This is a genomic window from Pseudomonas sp., from assembly GCF_049590575.1.
Taxonomy (GTDB): Bacteria; Pseudomonadota; Gammaproteobacteria; order Pseudomonadales; family Pseudomonadaceae; genus Aquipseudomonas.
Map to the genome: position 1 here is coordinate 34,202 of NZ_JBAWDE010000366.1, position 17,126 is coordinate 51,327.

Consider the following 17,126-nt stretch of genomic DNA (forward strand, 5'->3'; position numbering starts at 1 on the left):
ATCTCATGACTCAGAATACCTGCGCATTTCCGCGAGTCGTTGCGTTTATCCACAAGGGATTCATCGGGTCACTCCAGAACCATTGGGGCGGTGTGGCCCCATCGTTTATGAATATTTCCCTGCCGCTGGCGCTCCATTCCCTCATCCGTTGCTCGAATTGTGCGCGATAGTTGCTGGCAGGGCAGGAGATTCCCGCCCATGGATCCACCACCCAGGCGTCGGCCCATTCGGATCCCTTGAAACCCGCAGTGATCTGTCCTCCTTTGGGCCCGCCTACGACGGCAAATGTATGCCCTTTGACCTGCGCAATTCTGGCCTCGCCACCGCTGAGATTGATGGTGTCAACAGCAACCTGCGCCATCTGGTCACAGTTTCCAGCGCCCACTCTCAGGATGGTTTCCGAGTAGTTGGGCGCACCAGTGCGAGTGTATAGCCAGGTCACTATTTCATCGGCACTGAACTTGCGGGCGTCGTCAGCGAGATCATAAGGGATGCGTTGATTGGCTGATCTTATTCCCGTCGCGTCGAATTGTCGGTCTATCACTGCGCGTGATTGTTTTGCGAAGAACTCATTGCGCTCGGCTGGAGACCATGTGTTGCCCGTTGTCGGTATATTCAAGGGTTCGAGCGCAATAGATTTTAGCGCAGTGGGGACATTGATTTTTTTACCCCAGGCGTAAATGTTCAGCAGCAACTCACGTTTTTTCTCGTCGCTCAAGCCAGTCAGCACGTTGGTCAGCTGCTGCGCTTCCTCGGGCGAAAGCTGATTACCGGCAATGATTCTGTTCAACAGATCATCCAGGCCCGGCAGTACGACGATGTCGTTGTTTGGGGTGACAGTGGCGGCGTAGCCATGCATATCTTTGTATTGGTCGTGCAGTTCTATCATCTGGTTGCTAAGCGTGTGGTTGTTGGCCGTGATGCGATGAAAGTTGAGTTGTTTGTTGCCCGTGAGTTCAGCAAGATAAAACACCCCGGTGTCGCCCTCGACAATCACGAAGTCCTTGCCGTTGTACTGAATCTTAACGCCCCTGATTGTTCGTTGGTCGTTGCTGATGTCACTGATCTGATCAAGTTTCACGACCACGGTGTCGTTATTTACCGGGCGAGGTAGCCCTATATCATCAAAGCCGAAGTCAGGCTCATTGATAAGACTGCCGCTGACGTTGCTTCGGTACGTGATGGGAGATTGGGCTGGTACTTCAAACAGGCGATCGCCAGCATTTGAGTTAACCTCGAATAGACGGTGGTCATGAACCACGGTTCTTGGTTGTCCACTGACCTTCGGGCTTGGTACCAATCGCCTGTGCTCCAGCGCTTGGGCTTCCTGGTACACCGGCGTACCGCCCGGTTCAATCCACTTGGTGTAGCACAAGCCATTCGTATCACGGATGCGCCGAATTCCGGGCGCGCTACACGAGTTCTCGAACCCTTCCAGCGGCTCGGAATTACCGGCTGGTCCGACTTCGGTCATTACACCTGGCTTGGCAGGGTCGTAACGGTAGACTTTGTCTCCCACGACCACATCCGTATATTTCTCTCTTCTCAGAATCTGCGGGTTTTCGCCCCCGATGCCTTCAGGCACAAGTACGCTCTTGCCGTTGGGGCCTATTTCACGCTTGATCGGGAACGTGCTTTTGCCATTTGCGGGTGCATTTCGATTGATGCTCGTATTGAGTTTTCGAACACGCGGCGTTCGCCCCGACCCTCGCGTAGCCGGTAGCTCCGGTTCCGCTCGTGGCAGCGACTCCAAGCGCTCTCCAAGCTTTGCGGCAGCGTTACGTGCTGCAATGCCTCTTACCACTGCGGGTATCGCGGCATTGATCACCCCGAAAATAACTTTACCCACCCCACCTGGTTTGCCATGGGCAATATCATCCGTACCTATACCGACCTCGGCAGCACCTGAGGCGACAGCGAGCACGTCCAATGCAATTGCTACTTCAGGCGCCACGAAAGCCAACGGTGTGACAAGCATGGCGACCATCGCCGCTTTGCTGAGGTATTTTTCAACCCATGCTTTGTTGACGTCATTGTTGCTGGTAATAAGGAAGTCGGAGTCGGCGTATGAACGGGTGCGCTGACGTTCGCGTACTTCGGTAAAAGGGTCCGCTTGTTGTACTACACTAATCGTTTCGGCAGGGTCCCATTTGTAACGACGGCCGGATTTAGGCCATGCGCCCAGCCCTTCCAGTGTTTCGCCAGTACCGGCATGCCATACGCTGCCCGTGCGTTCATTCATGTTGAAATGTTGTAGAAGGGCCTCGCGTTTGACCGGATCGGCGGCCCAGGATGCCAGGGTCGCCTTCATTTGCTCTGGCGAGTCGAACGTGTGTATCGGGGATGAATTGCCCGGTACGTAAAGCAACGTTCGATGAAAGGTCTTACCCTCCTTGACCTCACCTTTTTTGTCGGTGATGACCATAATGTCAGTTGATTGGTACCGCCCTAATGTGAGCAGTCCGATGCTCACGTCAGGATTGCGACGTGGTGGCTGCTGCAGGCTTTCCAGCGTTGTGTCAGCCCACGCGGGCTGATCAGGATCAAGCCCCATGCCGCGAAACAATAGCTGTTTGTCCTTATTGAGCAGCGTACCTTCCTGAGCCTGGCTGTGCGCCGCTTTCAAGAGCGAAGCCTTGACGAGGGTCGGATAGTGCGCATCGTTTTTGTCCCAGAAATCATTCAGAAATTCGGTGTGGGACCGCTGGAAATCAGACGAGTAAATCTCTGTTTTGAGGTCGTCTACCGAAAACGGCAGTTGCGTTGATGGACCATAGGTCGCCGGTTTGGAGGGGTCGTTGGCGTAGACGCCCTGATAGGTGTGAGTGACATGGGCGGATTCATTTCCGGGGGAGATGCGATCTTTCAGATCAAACGTACCGGGCACTACTTTCTCGAGCGTGTCGACCAGTTTGATCTCTGGGCCACCCGTGTAATAAGGGACGGTAGTTCTTTCTTTGTCCAAGATATTTTGTGAGTTTTTAATGAAGGCCTGGGTCAAACTGACCTTGCTGACAATTTTTGCCGGGTACGGCTTGCCTTGATGGGTGTTGTATTTGAAAGTGACGATAAACGTATTGTCGGGATCGACAGTCGAGCCCCACTTTTTCTTTACCATATCTTGGACGGTCGCTACAGCATCCTGACTGACAGTTTTTAGTGACTGCACAATCTTTTTCGCATGGTCATCAATGGCAGTATTTATTCCCAGGTCTACAGGGGCGGGCACTTTTGAATGCTCAGCCACTGCTTTACCTTCGGGCTGCCTTATGACATGGATGTAAGTAGTACGATTGTCCAGAGGGACGGGGTTTTTTGCAAAATCTTTAATTAAGATGTTTGGATCTTTTGCGACATCTTCAATTAAAGGATTGGGGTCTTTTGCAATGTCTTCAATTAAAGCATTCTGATCAGGGCCGTTGGTGTTTCGCAGCTTTTCTTTTTCCTGTTCCGATGTCACGGAAAGTGGATGAGGTTGAGTCTGTCTGGTCGCTGAGAATTGCGGGTTGGAAGGAAAATTTTGCGGCGCGTTTTTACGCTCCTCCTTGGTGTCGGGAAGAATAACGGCAATTGAAGTTTTAACAGTCGGTACAGTCGTGCGTGTTAGTTCTACAACAGGGGCAGGCGCAGGTTTTATGTTCATAGGGGAGATCCGTATTTAAGTTTAATTTGTTCGGTCACCGCCTACAATGGGTGGTTAAGTTCGTAAGAAAAGTTTCATCTTGAGTTTGGAAAAGTTCTACATGTGTGTGTAATTTTATTACCTGCACGCCCGGAATGCAGTCGCGATGGTTTTCGGTTGGGGGCTGTAGGGCTGTGGTCGTTTGCCGCAGTCTCCGTGCCTGAGGCCTTGCTTCGTTTATACTCGTGCCGATCCGCCTGCAGCGCTCACCGGGAGAGCTCATGCTCGCCGCCGTAAAACTGACTTCCGCCACCCGCCAGAACCTCTGGCGCCTGACGTTTATTCGTACCCTGGTACTGGCCGCACAGGCCGGCTCCGTCGGGCTTGCGTACTGGTTCGACCTGCTGCCGTTGCCCTGGCTGCAACTGGCCGTGACCCTCGGTTTCTCTACGGTGCTGTGTGTGTTTACCGCGATCCGGTTGCGCACTACCTGGCCGGTCACCGAACTCGAATACGCCCTGCAATTGGCCTGCGACCTGTTTATCCACAGCGTCTTGCTGTATTTCTCGGGTGGTTCCACCAACCCGTTTGTTTCTTATTATCTGGTCCCGCTGACCATCGCCGCGGTGACTTTGCCGTGGCGCTACTCGGTGGTGCTGTCGGGCATCGCCCTGACCCTGTACACCCTGTTGCTGGCACGCTTCTATCCATTGCAAACCTTCCCCATCGCTCGCGAAAACCTGCAGATCTACGGGATGTGGCTGAGCTTTGCGCTGTCCGCCGCCGTGATCACCTTCTTCGCTGCGCGAATGGCCGAAGAGCTGCGCCGCCAGGAAGAGCTGCGCGCCATTCGCCGCGAAGAAGGCCTGCGCGACCAGCAATTGCTGGCCGTTGCCACCCAGGCTGCCGGCGCGGCCCATGAGCTGGGCACCCCCCTGGCAACCATGAGCGTGCTGCTCAATGAAATGATCCAGGACCATCCTGATCCGGCCCTGCAGGATGACCTCAGCGTGCTGCAGGAACAGGTCAAGCAATGCAAACAGACCTTGCAGCAACTGGTGCGCGCCGCCGAAGCCAATCGCCGCCTGGCCGTGGACATGCAGGACGTGACCCAGTGGCTTGACGAAGCCCTGAACCGCTGGCACCTGATGCGTCCCGAAGCCAGTTACCGCTTCAACCTGCTCGGCCAGGGTACGGTGCCGCGCATGGCGCCGCCGCCGGATCTGACCCAGGCACTGCTGAACCTGCTGAACAACGCTGCCGACGCCTGCCCCGAAGGGCTGGGTGTGCAATTGGACTGGGACGCGGAAAACGTCACCATCAGTATTCGTGACCACGGCGCGGGCGTGCCGCTGGCGATTGCCGAGCAGATCGGCAAACCGTTCTTTACCACCAAGGGCAAAGGCTTCGGCCTCGGCCTGTTTTTGAGCAAGGCCAGCGTGACCCGCGCGGGCGGCTCAGTGAAGCTCTATAGTCATGAGGAAGGCGGCACGCTCACCGAGCTGCGCCTGCCCCGTGTCGCACGAGGAGATATCGATGAGTGACGAAATCCAAGTCGAAGGCGAAGAACTGCCGCACCTGCTGCTGGTAGATGACGACGCCACCTTTACCCGCGTGATGGCGCGCGCCATGAGCCGTCGTGGTTTCCGCGTGAGCACTGCAGGCTCTGCCGAAGAAGGCCTGGCCATCGCCCAGGCCGACCTGCCGGACTACGCCGCGCTCGACCTGAAAATGGACGGCGATTCCGGCCTGGTGTTGCTGCCAAAACTGCTGGAGCTCGACCCGGAAATGCGCGTGGTGATCCTCACCGGTTACTCCAGCATTGCCACTGCCGTCGAGGCGATCAAGCGCGGCGCCTGTAACTACCTGTGCAAGCCGGCGGACGCCGATGACGTGCTGGCTGCTTTGCTCTCCGAACACGCCGACCTCGACACCCTGGTGCCGGAAAACCCGATGTCGGTGGACCGCCTGCAGTGGGAACATATTCAACGCGTGTTAACCGAGCACGAAGGCAACATCTCCGCCACCGCCCGCGCCCTGGGCATGCATCGCCGCACCTTGCAGCGCAAGTTGCAGAAGCGTCCGGTACGGCGCTGAATACCGCAGAACCAGCCGAGCGGATGACGATGGCATCAGCGGCTGGCCGCGCCTGCGGTTTTCCAAACGGAGTTTCCGAGGCGCGGCCGGCTATCGGGGGGAGTTACAGGGGCGCGTCAAAAAATTCGTTGGGATCAACGCCTTGCGCTACCTGCATGAAGTCCTGCTCGCTGAACTCACTTATGTCGTATTCGGGAAGCTCGGGGTTCGTACCCATGGGTCTGCGGGCGCCCGCAGTGCTTCCGCTACTCAATAGGCTGTCCAAGCCTTTCTCCATTGATTCTTTCGACGGGAACCTCGCCAGCCCGTAGTTAGGGTCATAAAGAAAGAAGGACTTTTCACCGTTTTTTATAGTGGTTCCTGCAATGATGCCGTGGCCGTTATCCCTGATGCGTAATATCTTGGTCGTCACTGCCTTGTCCAACTCAGACGCAATATCTGTATAAGGGACTTGCCTGGAAGGCTGGCTGCCATGAAAGTGGTATTCAGTGGCCTTCTGCAGATTCTTCATGTTTTTTCTGAATCCGACGATGGCCGCGTCTTTTGAGGGCGCAGTTGACTTGAACAAGTTTTCGATCAGCACACCCTCTCTGTTCTTTTCGATGGCCAGTGCCATAGTGTTGGCCAACGCAGCACATTCGCCTTCATTCAATTTAGAGATCTCATGGATGTAAAAGCTTTGTGGCATTCCAACTGCCGTCCCGCCGGCGGCCTCCACATCGCCTTTGAACGCTAGAAACTGATCAAGGCTATACGTGACTTCTTGCTTTTTTAACACTGCTACCAACGTGCCTATTTCTTCTGGCGTTCGTTCAGGTTGCATGATCAAAGCCTGGATTTGGTCATAGGCCAACCCTTTTTTGTAGCCTTTGATTTTTGTCGGATCTCCGCTGGCCAGCCCTTTTTCATAGGCGTCGCGTAGAGGTCCTTTTTTTAACGTGCCTTTAAGTCTTTTTGCAAAGAGGTGGTTGTCGATGATTTCCCTGAACTCGCCGTTGCCAACTTCTCGCAGTTGTGGCGCATTGTTGGAAACAAACTCTCCAGGTTTCACCAGTTCAATATTTTGCTTAGCGTTCAGGCGCACCTTATACAGCGCGGTTCCGCCACTTCCATCGGCTTTGATCGTTACGTAGGGCTCACCCTTGATTTTGTAGACGCCCCACCTGTCGGGTTGGAACTCTCCCGTTGTTCTGTACTTGCTCGCGAAAGGTTTGAACTTCGCGTGAATGCTGTTGCTTGAACCAAGGAGGTCTTTAAGGTCGTTCAAGCGGCCACTGGTTTTGGTTCGAATCGGGGCGTTGTCTTTTTCCAGCGGTACGGGTTCCTCTGTGCGGGGGGCTGGCCTTGGGCTTTCGCCTGGCTTGAACCTGCCGCGTCCCCGCAGTTTTGATATGGCATGAGGCACCACCACAGTTGCCGCGTTGAACAAACCGAAGACGATTCGATCAGTCCCCTTATCTTTGCCCCGTAAGGCATCATCTACGCCGATGCCGGCTGTGGTGAGCGCGTCAGCCAAATAAAAAAGATCCAGCGCTGCTGCGACTTCAGGCACCACGAGCGACAGTGGTGTTAAGAACATCGCGGCTTTGGCTGTCTTCTCCAGGCCTTCAAGGATGTGCGTTTTAGTGACATCTCGGTCTGAGGTTATTTTGATTGCCGCGTCCGCGTATGAGCGATCTTTCTGCCGTTTCGAGACTTCGTCGAACGGCCGGTCGTAGGGCTCGGTGGTGATGAAATCTTGAGGGTCCCACTTGCCGCTGAAGGCTTTGCTCCCATACAACCCCGGAGTTTCGCGCCAAGCGGGCCATGCTCCGAGACCGGCCAGCGTCTCGTCTATTCCAGCGCGCTCCCAGCCGTTGGGTTTGTCCTTGAGTTGGAAGTGTGACGCCATTGCAGTTTGTTTTGCCGGATCAGCCATTTGTTTCGCGATCCACGTCTTCATCTCTGCGGGGCTATTGAAACTGTGGATGGGTGAAGAATTCCCCGGTATGTAAAGAAGCGTAAGAGGCGGAATTTTATTGCCGTGGGCATCCAACTTTACGCTTTTATCGGTGATGTACACGAGGTCAGTGGATGAATATTGGCCAATGTTCAGCAGGCCAACGTCAATGTTCGGGTCTTTGGCGGAATTCTTTTGTATGTCTTCAAACTTTATGTCAGGCCAGGAATCCTGATTGCCTGGCAACCCGGCCGCACGCATCACCAACGTTCTACCGGCCGCGCTCAGGCTACCTTCCTGATGTTGCCCCATTGCGGACTTGATAAATGCAGCTTTGGCCAGCGGGGCGTATTTTTCCTGATGGCTGTTCCAGAATTCATCCAGAAACGACTCGTATGGCTTTTGAAAGTCCGCTTTCCAGATCAGTTTTTTGAAGTCGTCTGGTGCCAGCGCGCTTTGATTGGTGGCGTTATAAAGAGAGGCGGGGGAACCCGGCGACTCGCTGTAGATACCTTGATAACTATGGGTGATGTTAGCCCTCGGATTGTGCGGGTCGAAGCGTGACGAGAAATCGAAGATGCCGGGTTTGTGGGTCTCCAGTTGGTCTTGGACTTTTACATTCGGGCCGCCATTAAAAAAGGCAACGCTGTAGCCACTCCCTTGAGGCGTGTCCTGTGCGTTCTTGATCAGCGCCTGGGTCAGTGAGATTTTTTCCGTGATTTTCGCCGGATAGGGTTCTTTGTCCTGGCTGTTGTAATCATAAGTTACGAGATAAGTATTGTCGGGGTCGATGTCCCACTTCTGCTTCTTGTCCGGGTCTGTTTCCTGGGCTTTCATTTTTGCAAATCTATCTTTGAGAAACAGGGACGCTTCCTGCTCCACACTGTTGAATGCCTGGGAAATCTTTTTAGCCACAGGGTCTATGTTGATGTTCAGACCCACATTGACCGGCACCGGGGTTTTCTCGCTGTTTGCGACACGTTTGCCGGGATCGGGGTCAACAGCGGTTTCAACATAAACCCCACTTCGCGAAGCCTCCGGCTTCATCTCTGTGACTAACTGCTGCTCTTTCGGCCCGGTGGAGTAGCTGGTGCGGTTAAGGCTCGTGTTCGGACTTTGCGCATCGGGCTGGCCATGAGTGGCGGGAAGCTGGGGAGGAGAAAGCGCAGTGCTGGGTATCATGGTGGTTATCTCGACTTGGGGAGCACGGTTGGGTGTCGTTTTAGGTGGTAACCCATGTGGGAACGGTTCCAGCTTCAGGTAGGAGCGTTGGGTTAGGCGTCCGCGAAAAAGCATGCAGTTCTGCCGCCGGTGTCCGGCGCGGCTGGCTGTGCAACCGCAGATCCCGCGCTGAACGCTGACTGAACAACCCGCTTCAGGCCGCACGGAGCCGTGAACCGATCGTCTATGATCGGTTCAAACGCCTGTCACATTTTCTTACAGAGCCCGAACGATGAATCAGAACGCTGAGTACTCCGCGGTCAACGACGCGGTGAGTGGGCACTTCTTTCGCCGTACATGGGCGATGATCACGCCCTATTGGCGCAGTGAGGAGAAGGGCAAGGCCTGGCTGTTGCTGGCGGCGGTGGTCGCGTTGTCGCTGTTCAGCGTGGCGATCTCGGTGTGGATCAACCACTGGTACAAGGATTTCTATAACGCCCTGGAGAAGAAGGACACGGCGGCCTTCTGGCAACTGATCGGCTATTTCGGCGGGATCGCGGCGGTAGCGATTCTCGGCGCGGTGTACCGTCTGTACCTGACCCAGATGCTGACTATCCGCTGGCGTGCCTGGCTCACCGAAAAACACTTCGCACGCTGGCTCGCGCACAAGAACTACTACCAGCTGGAGCAAGGCGGCTACACCGATAACCCGGACCAGCGGATTTCCGAAGACCTCAACAACTTCACCTCCAGCACCTTGAGCCTGGGCCTGGGGCTGCTGCGCAACGTGGTCAGCCTGGTGTCGTTCTCGATCATCCTGTGGGGCGTTTCGGGCAGCATTGAAGTGTTCGGCGTGACCATTCCCGGCTACATGTTCTGGTGCGCCTTACTGTACGCCACCGTCGGCAGTTGGCTGACGCACCTGATCGGCCGCCGCTTGATCGGCCTGAGCAACCAACAGCAACGCTTCGAAGCAGACCTGCGTTTCTCCATGGTGCGCGTGCGCGAGAACGCCGAGAGCATCGCCCTGTACAACGGCGAGCCGAATGAAAACCAGCGCTTGAGCGCACGTTTCGGCAAGGTCTGGCACAACTTCTGGGACATCATGAAAGTGTCCAAGCGCCTGACCTTCTTCACCGCCGGCTACAGCCAGATTGCGATCATCTTCCCGTTTATCGTGGCTGCGCCGCGTTACTTCACCGGCAAGATCGAGCTGGGCGAGCTGATGCAAATCAACTCGGCGTTCGGCAACGTGCAGGAGAACTTCAGCTGGTTTATCAGCGCGTACTCGGAGCTGGCTTCGTGGCGTGCCACCAGTGATCGTTTGCTGAGCTTTCATCAGGCCATGCGTGATAACGAGCAACGTGTGCCGGCCATTGATGTGCGCCCGGAAGGCGAGCGCCTGGTGGTGCAGGGTTTGGGCATGGACCTGGCCGATGGTCGCCATTTGCTCACCGATGCCGACATGAGCGTGGAGCCAGGCCAGCGCGTGATGCTCAGCGGGCGTTCCGGCAGTGGCAAAAGTACGCTGCTGCGGGCAATGGGCCATCTGTGGCCGGCGGGCCATGGCAGCATTCGTTTGCCTGCGGCGCGCTATCTGTTTCTGCCCCAGAAACCTTATCTGCCGATCGGCACGTTGAAGGCGGTGCTGAGTTATCCACAGGACGACAGCGCCTATACGGCGGAACGTTATGCACAGGTCCTGGAAACCTGCCGCCTGCCGCATCTGGTTGCGCGCCTGGATGAGGCCAACCACTGGCAACGCATGCTATCGCCGGGTGAGCAGCAGCGCCTGGCCTTTGCGCGCGCCTTGTTGTTCGCGCCGCAGTGGCTGTACATGGATGAAGCCACCTCGGCGATGGATGAAGAGGATGAGGCGAGCTTGTATCAGGCGCTGATCGACGAGTTGCCGGGGTTGAGCATTGTCAGCGTCGGCCATCGCAGCAGCCTCAAGCGCTTCCATGAACGGCATGTGCGGATTGACGGAGGGGTTTTGCAGGAGCAGCCCGTCTCCTGATGTCAAACCAGGTCAATGTGGGAGGGGGCTTGCCCGCTCCCACAGTTGATCGGTGTTGTCTGATGGGTTGAGCTCACACAAAAAAGCCCGGCTGATCATCGATCAGCCGGGCTTTTTTAGTGCTTGAAAATAACTTACTTTTTCAAGCCGTAATGCTCATCCAGCATGCCTGGGGCGTTTGGCGTTTTTGGCGCGTAGTCCCGTGGCGGCTCCTGGTTTTCCCGGGGTGGGGTCAGGCGTTCCCGTGGCGCTTGCGGTGCATCGGAATGCAACGCGGCCAGCAGACGCTGGCGGGTAATGTCGTCGAGGGCGAGGCGGTTGGCGCCATCGGCGAGGTGATCCTGTACTTCCTGGTAGCTCTGGGTAAGCTTTTTGACCAGGGTCGCGGTGCTGTTGAAGTGGGTAACAACTTCGTTCTGATAACTGTCAAAACGTTCCTGGATGTCATCCAACTGACGCTGCGTGCGGTTAGGCGCGGCATTCGGCAGCAGGCGGGCAACCAGGAATCCAATGGCGACACCGGCAACCAAGGCGAGAGTCGGCAACAACCAAACTAAGAGCGAGTGTTCCACGAGTCCTTCCTCTATAAACGGCTTTGCTTTACGTTAACGGCTCGGACCTGCGCTGTATACCGCGATTAAGCTCGCAATGATGCCATGCACAGACTTTTAGCTAGACGAGTCGACCCTTTGAGAGGTCACGGAGTTCATTCCTTGCTCATGCGTGAAACCCCCGTTTTGATCGATGGCCCGGTAGGCCAATTGGAAGCCCTGTACCTGGATCACCCCGAGCCACGTGGCCTGGCGCTGATCTGCCACCCTAACCCGGTGCAGGGCGGGACCATGCTCAATAAAGTCGTTTCGACCCTGCAACGCACCGCGCGCGATGCCGGTTTGATTACTTTGCGTTTCAATTACCGTGGCGTCGGTGCCAGCGCCGGCACCCACGACATGGCCACCGGTGAAGTCGACGATGCCGAAGCGGCGGCCACCTGGCTGCGCGAAAAACACCCGGACCTGCCGATCACCCTGCTCGGGTTTTCCTTCGGCGGCTACGTGGCCGCCAGCCTCGGCGGGCGCCTGGAAGCCAAAGGCGAAAAACTCGCGCACCTGTTTATGGTGGCCGCTGCGGTGATGCGCCTGCGCGACAGCGACGTGCTGCCCCAAGGCTGCCCGCTGACCCTGATCCAGCCGGAAACCGACGAAGTGGTCGACCCTCAAGTGGTCTACGACTGGTCCGCCGCCCTGAATCGCCCCCATGAGCTGCTGAAAGTGGCAGAATGCGGACACTTTTTTCACGGCAAGCTCACCGATCTCAAGGATCTGGTGCTGCCGCGTCTCTCGAATTGATAGCAGTCTGATAAGCGATTACCCATGACGACTCGTACCCGTATCCTCACCGGCATCACCACCACCGGCACGCCGCACCTGGGCAATTACGCCGGTGCGATTCGCCCGGCGATCCTTGCCAGCCAGGACGCCAATGCCGACTCCTTCTACTTCCTGGCCGACTACCACGCCTTGATCAAGTGCGATGACCCGCAGCGCATCCAGCGCTCGCGTATGGAAATCGCCGCAACCTGGCTGGCCGGTGGCCTGGATGTGAACCGGGTGACGTTCTATCGCCAGTCCGATATCCCGGAAATCCCCGAGCTGACCTGGCTGCTGACCTGCGTTGCTGCCAAGGGCCTGCTCAACCGCGCCCATGCGTACAAGGCTTCCGTGGACAAAAACGTGGAAGCCGGCGAAGACCCGGACGCGGGCATCACCATGGGCCTGTACAGCTACCCGGTGCTGATGGCGGCGGACATCCTGATGTTCAACGCGCACAAGGTGCCGGTCGGTCGTGACCAGATCCAGCACGTGGAAATGGCCCGCGATATCGGCCAGCGCTTCAACCACCTGTTCGGCAACGGCAAAGAATTTTTCACCATGCCCGAGGCGCTGATCGAAGAAAGTGTCGCCACCTTGCCGGGCCTGGACGGCCGCAAGATGTCCAAGAGCTACGACAACACCATCCCGTTGTTCACCAGCGCCAAGGACATGAAAGACGCGATCTCGCGGATCGTCACTGACTCCCGCGCGCCCGGCGAAGCCAAGGACCCGGACAATTCGCACCTGTTCACCCTGTACCAGGCGTTTGCCACCAAGGCCCAGGAACAGGAGTTCCACGCCGAGCTGTTGCAAGGTCTGGGCTGGGGCGAAGCGAAGAACCGTCTGTTCCAACTGCTGGACGGCCAGCTGGGTGAGGCGCGCGAGCGTTATCACCAGCTGATGTCACGCCCGTCGGACATGGAAGACCTGCTGCTGGTCGGCGCCAAGAAAGCCCGCGCCGTGGCCGCTCCGTTCCTGGCCGAGCTGCGGGAGGCGGTGGGCCTGCGTTCGTTCGTCAACCAGGCGGCCGCGCCGGTTGCCAGCAAGAAAAAAGCCGCGAAAGCCGCACGTTTCGTGAGCTTCCGTGAAGACGACGGCAGCTTCCGCTTCCGTCTGTTGGCCGCCGATGGCGAGCAGCTGTTGCTGTCGCGCAACTTTGCCGATGGGAAGATGGCAGGTACTTTTTCCAAGCTCCTGCAGTCGGGTAAGCCGATGGAAATTCGCGTCGAAGGTTTGAGCTTCAGCGTATGGCTGAATCACACCGCCGTCGCTGACAGCCCGCAGTTCGCCGACGAAGCTTCCCGCGATGCAGCCATCGCCGCTTTGCGCGTGGCGTTGACCCCAATCGAGGATTAACCCGACCAAGGGTTGATTGCCATTATCCGGGGCCGTCGTTACAGTGACGGCCCGTTTTTGTTGCCTTGCTAACGAAATTATGACGCCCCTAGAACGATATCAAGCTGATCTGAAACGCCCTGAATTCTTCCATGACGCGGCCCAGGAAAACGCGGTGCGTCATTTGCAGCGCCTGTACGACGACCTGGTCGCGGCCTCGCAGAACAAGCCAGGGATGTTCAGCAAGCTGTTTGGCAAGAAAGACCACACCCCGGTCAAAGGCCTGTACTTCTGGGGCGGCGTCGGCCGCGGCAAGACTTACCTGGTCGATACCTTCTTCGAAGCGCTGCCGTTCAAGGAAAAGGTCCGCACCCACTTCCACCGCTTCATGAAGCGCGTGCACGAAGAGATGAAGACCCTGCCGGGCGAGAAAAACCCGCTGACCATCATCGCCAAGCGTTTCTCCGAAGAAGCGCGCGTGATCTGCTTCGATGAGTTCTTCGTGTCCGATATCACCGACGCGATGATCCTCGGCACCCTGATGGAAGAGCTGTTCAAGAATGGCGTGACCCTGGTCGCGACGTCGAACATCGTGCCTGACGGCCTGTACAAGGACGGCCTGCAACGCGCGCGCTTCCTGCCGGCGATTGCGCTGATCAAGCAGAACACCGAGATCGTCAACGTCGACAGCGGCGTCGACTACCGCCTGCGTCACCTTGAGCAAGCGGAGCTGTTCCACTTCCCGCTCAATGAAGCGGCGCATGACAGCCTGAAGAAAAGCTTCCGCGCGCTCACGCCGGAATGCACCCAGGCGGTGGAAAACGACAAGCTGATGATCGAAAACCGTGAAATCATCGCGCTGCGCACCTGCGATGACGTGGCCTGGTTTGAATTCCGTCAGCTGTGCGATGGCCCGCGCAGCCAGAACGACTACATCGAGCTGGGCAAGATCTTCCACGCGGTGATCCTGAGCGGCGTCGAGCAGATGGGCGTGACCACCGATGACATCGCGCGGCGGTTTATCAACATGGTCGACGAGTTCTACGACCGTAACGTCAAGCTGATCATCTCGGCGGAAGTCGAACTCAAGGACCTCTACACCGGCGGTCGCTTGAACTTCGAATTCCAGCGTACGCTGAGCCGCCTGCTGGAAATGCAGTCCCACGAGTTCCTGTCGCGCGGGCACAAGCCCTAAGAGCGACACAGTAAAAATGTGGGAGGGGGCTTGCCTCCTCCCACATTTGCTTTGTGTACCCCCTTACTCAGGCGGCCTGCTGAAACTGCTGTCGATACTGGTTCGGCGACAACTCCGTGTGCTGTCGGAACAACCGCGCAAAGAAACTCGCATCGTCGTAACCCACCTCATAACTGATGGTCTTGATGCTCTTGCGGCTGCCTGAGAGCAGGCCCTTGGCCGTCTCGATCCGCAGCCGTTGCAGGTAGTGCAGCGGCTTGTCGCCGGTGGCGGTCTGGAAGCGGCGCATGAAATTGCGGATGCTCATGCCGTGTTCCCGGGCGACGTCTTCGAAGCGGAACTTGTCGGCGAAGTGTTCTTCGAGCCAGTGCTGGATCTGCAGGATGATCACGTCCTGGTGCAGCTTCTGCCCGCCGAAACCGATACGCCCCGGCGCGTAGCTACGCTGCACTTCATACAGAATGTCGCGGGCCACGGCCTGGGCGATGTTGGCGCCGCAGAAGCGCTCGATCAGGTAGATGTAAAGGTCGCACGCCGAGGTGGTGCCGCCGGCGCAATACAGGTTGTCGGCGTCGGTGAGGTGCTTGTCCTGATTGAGCTGCACCTTGGGGAAGCGTTCGCTGAAGGCCGTGAAGAAGCGCCAGTAGGTGGTCGCCTCCTTGCCATCGAGCAAGCCGGCTTCGGCCAGCCAGAACACCCCGGTGGCCTCTCCGCAGAGTACTGCGCCGCGGGCGTGTTGCTCGCGCAGCCACGGCAGCACTTGCGGGTAGCGGCTGCACAGGGCGTCGAAGTCATCCCAGAAGGCCGGCAGCACGATGATGTCGGCGTCTTCGAGGCCGCCGTCCACCGGCATGATCACGTCACTGAAGCTGCGCACCGATTGCCCGTCAGGGCTCACCAGGCGTGTTTCGAACGCCGGGGTCAGGCCAAGGCCCTGCTGTTTGCCGTAACGCAGGCTGGCGAGGTGGAAGAAATCCTTGGCTTGCATGAGGGTGGACGCGAATACCCGATCAATGGCCAAAATGCTGACGCGCCGCAACGGCGTGGAGATTTGGTTAGACATAATTTCATTTATTCTTATAGGGGAAAGTGGTCACCAGACGGCTGGATCGTCTTATTTTTTGTCGCATGTGTCCAGTGTCCCGTGATGCCCTTGCGGCATAGGCTCTGTAGGCTCGTCTTTGTCCGACAATCCACGCAGGTGACCCATGATTCCCAGAACCTTGTTCGGCGCTGAGCACGAACTCTTCCGCGACAGCGTGCGGACCTTCCTCGAAAAGGGCGCGGCGCCGTTCCATGCGCAATGGGAGAAGCAGGGCTATATCGACCGGGCTCTGTGGAGCAAGGCGGGGGAGGCGGGGATGCTGTGCTCCCACCTGCCGGAGGAATACGGCGGGCTGGGCGCGGACTTTCTGTACAGCGCGGTGGTGATCGAGGAGATCAGCCGCCTGGGGCTGACGGGCATCGGTTTTTCCCTGCATTCGGACATCGTTGCGCCGTACATCCTGCATTACGGCAGTGAGACGCTGAAGCACAAGTACCTGCCCAAATTGATCTCCGGCGAAATGGTCACGGCCATTGCCATGACCGAGCCGGGGGCCGGGTCCGACCTGCAAGGGGTCAAGACCACGGCGGTGCTGGACGGCGATGAGTACGTGATCAATGGCTCCAAGACCTTTATCACCAATGGCTACCTCGCCGAGCTGGTGATCGTGGTCGCCAAGACCGACCCCAAGGCCGGCGCCAAGGGCACCAGCCTGTTCCTGGTGGAGGCCGACACGCCGGGCTTTGCCAAGGGCAAGCGTCTGGAGAAGGTCGGCATGAAGGCCCAGGACACTTCGGAGCTGTTCTTCCAGGACGTGCGCGTGCCCAAGGAAAACCTGCTGGGCCAGGCCGGCATGGGCTTCGCGTACTTGATGCAGGAATTGCCCCAGGAGCGCCTGACCGTAGCGATTGGTGCGCTGTCGTCAGCCGAGGCGGCGTTGCAGTGGACCCTGGAATATACCCGCGAGCGCAAGGCGTTCGGCAAGGCGATTGCCGATTTCCAGAACACCCGTTTCAAGCTGGCGGAGATGGCCACCGAGATTCAGATCGGCCGCGTGTTTGTCGACACGTGCATGGCGCTGCATCTGGAGGGCAGGCTGGACGTGCCCACGGCGGCGATGGCCAAGTATTGGGCCACGGACCTGCAATGCAAGGTGCTCGATGAGTGCGTGCAACTGCACGGCGGCTACGGCTTCATGTGGGAATACCCGATTGCCCGGGCCTGGGCGGATGCGCGGGTGCAGCGGATTTATGCGGGGACCAACGAGATCATGAAGGAGATTATTGCGCGGGCGCTTTGAACCTTGTGATGTTCGCAGGGCCTCATCGGGGGCAAGCCCCCT

At 57.6% G+C, this 17,126-nt stretch carries 11 protein-coding genes; 7 read left to right on the top strand and 4 right to left on the bottom strand.

The features are described from left to right. Window positions 1–10: 10 nt before the first annotated feature. Complete coding sequence (locus WBR57_RS25245; protein ID WP_424087682.1) at window positions 11–3,643, bottom strand: dermonecrotic toxin domain-containing protein; 3,633 nt, start codon at window positions 3,641–3,643, stop codon at window positions 11–13. Window positions 3,644–3,903: 260 nt separating this feature from the next. Between WBR57_RS25245 and WBR57_RS25250 the strand changes: the two genes are divergently transcribed. Then, window positions 3,904–5,166, top strand: a complete 1,263-nt coding sequence (locus WBR57_RS25250; protein WP_424087684.1) for an ATP-binding protein — start codon at window positions 3,904–3,906, stop codon at window positions 5,164–5,166. Further along, window positions 5,159–5,719 (top strand): response regulator transcription factor, encoded by a 561-nt coding sequence (locus tag WBR57_RS25255; protein WP_010565532.1) that lies wholly within the window; start codon window positions 5,159–5,161, stop codon window positions 5,717–5,719. The genes WBR57_RS25250 and WBR57_RS25255 overlap by 8 nt, the downstream gene beginning before the upstream one ends. Before the next feature lie 103 nt (window positions 5,720–5,822). Here WBR57_RS25255 and WBR57_RS25260 read toward each other — a convergent pair whose 3' ends face one another. After that, complete coding sequence (locus WBR57_RS25260; RefSeq protein ID WP_424087686.1) at window positions 5,823–8,954, bottom strand: dermonecrotic toxin domain-containing protein; 3,132 nt, start codon at window positions 8,952–8,954, stop codon at window positions 5,823–5,825. A gap of 157 nt (window positions 8,955–9,111) precedes the next feature. Here WBR57_RS25260 and WBR57_RS25265 point away from each other — a divergent pair, with 157 nt between their 5' ends. Then, window positions 9,112–10,836 carry an ABC transporter ATP-binding protein/permease gene (locus WBR57_RS25265; RefSeq protein WP_424087688.1) on the top strand — a complete coding sequence of 575 codons (1,725 nt, stop codon included), beginning with the start codon at window positions 9,112–9,114 and terminating at the stop codon, window positions 10,834–10,836. Window positions 10,837–10,970: 134 nt separating this feature from the next. On the opposite strand, the gene WBR57_RS25270 is transcribed toward WBR57_RS25265, so the two are convergent. Next, window positions 10,971–11,408 (bottom strand): YhcB family protein, encoded by a 438-nt coding sequence (locus tag WBR57_RS25270; protein ID WP_017138275.1) that lies wholly within the window; start codon window positions 11,406–11,408, stop codon window positions 10,971–10,973. A 147-nt stretch (window positions 11,409–11,555) separates the two neighbouring features. Between WBR57_RS25270 and WBR57_RS25275 the strand changes: the two genes are divergently transcribed. The 3 genes from WBR57_RS25275 to zapE all read left to right on the top strand — a co-directional run bounded on the left by WBR57_RS25275 (window position 11,556) and on the right by zapE (window position 14,739). Further along, the gene (locus WBR57_RS25275) at window positions 11,556–12,185 is read left to right on the top strand and encodes an alpha/beta hydrolase (protein ID WP_424087691.1); all 630 of its coding nucleotides are present in this window, start codon (window positions 11,556–11,558) and stop codon (window positions 12,183–12,185) included. Window positions 12,186–12,209: 24 nt separating this feature from the next. After that, window positions 12,210–13,565 (top strand): tryptophan--tRNA ligase, encoded by a 1,356-nt coding sequence (locus WBR57_RS25280; protein WP_424087693.1) that lies wholly within the window; start codon window positions 12,210–12,212, stop codon window positions 13,563–13,565. Between the two features lie 79 nt (window positions 13,566–13,644). Further along, on the top strand, window positions 13,645–14,739 hold the full coding sequence (gene zapE / locus WBR57_RS25285; protein WP_424087695.1) for a cell division protein ZapE: 1,095 nt from the start codon (window positions 13,645–13,647) through the stop codon (window positions 14,737–14,739). Window positions 14,740–14,806: 67 nt separating this feature from the next. Here zapE and WBR57_RS25290 read toward each other — a convergent pair whose 3' ends face one another. Next, entirely contained in the window at window positions 14,807–15,727 is a 921-nt protein-coding gene (locus tag WBR57_RS25290) for a GlxA family transcriptional regulator (RefSeq protein WP_424087699.1), read from the bottom strand. A gap of 220 nt (window positions 15,728–15,947) precedes the next feature. Between WBR57_RS25290 and WBR57_RS25295 the strand changes: the two genes are divergently transcribed. Then, window positions 15,948–17,084: an acyl-CoA dehydrogenase family protein gene (locus tag WBR57_RS25295; RefSeq protein WP_424087697.1), complete on the top strand. Its 1,137-nt coding sequence runs from the start codon at window positions 15,948–15,950 to the stop codon at window positions 17,082–17,084. Window positions 17,085–17,126 lie beyond the last annotated feature (42 nt).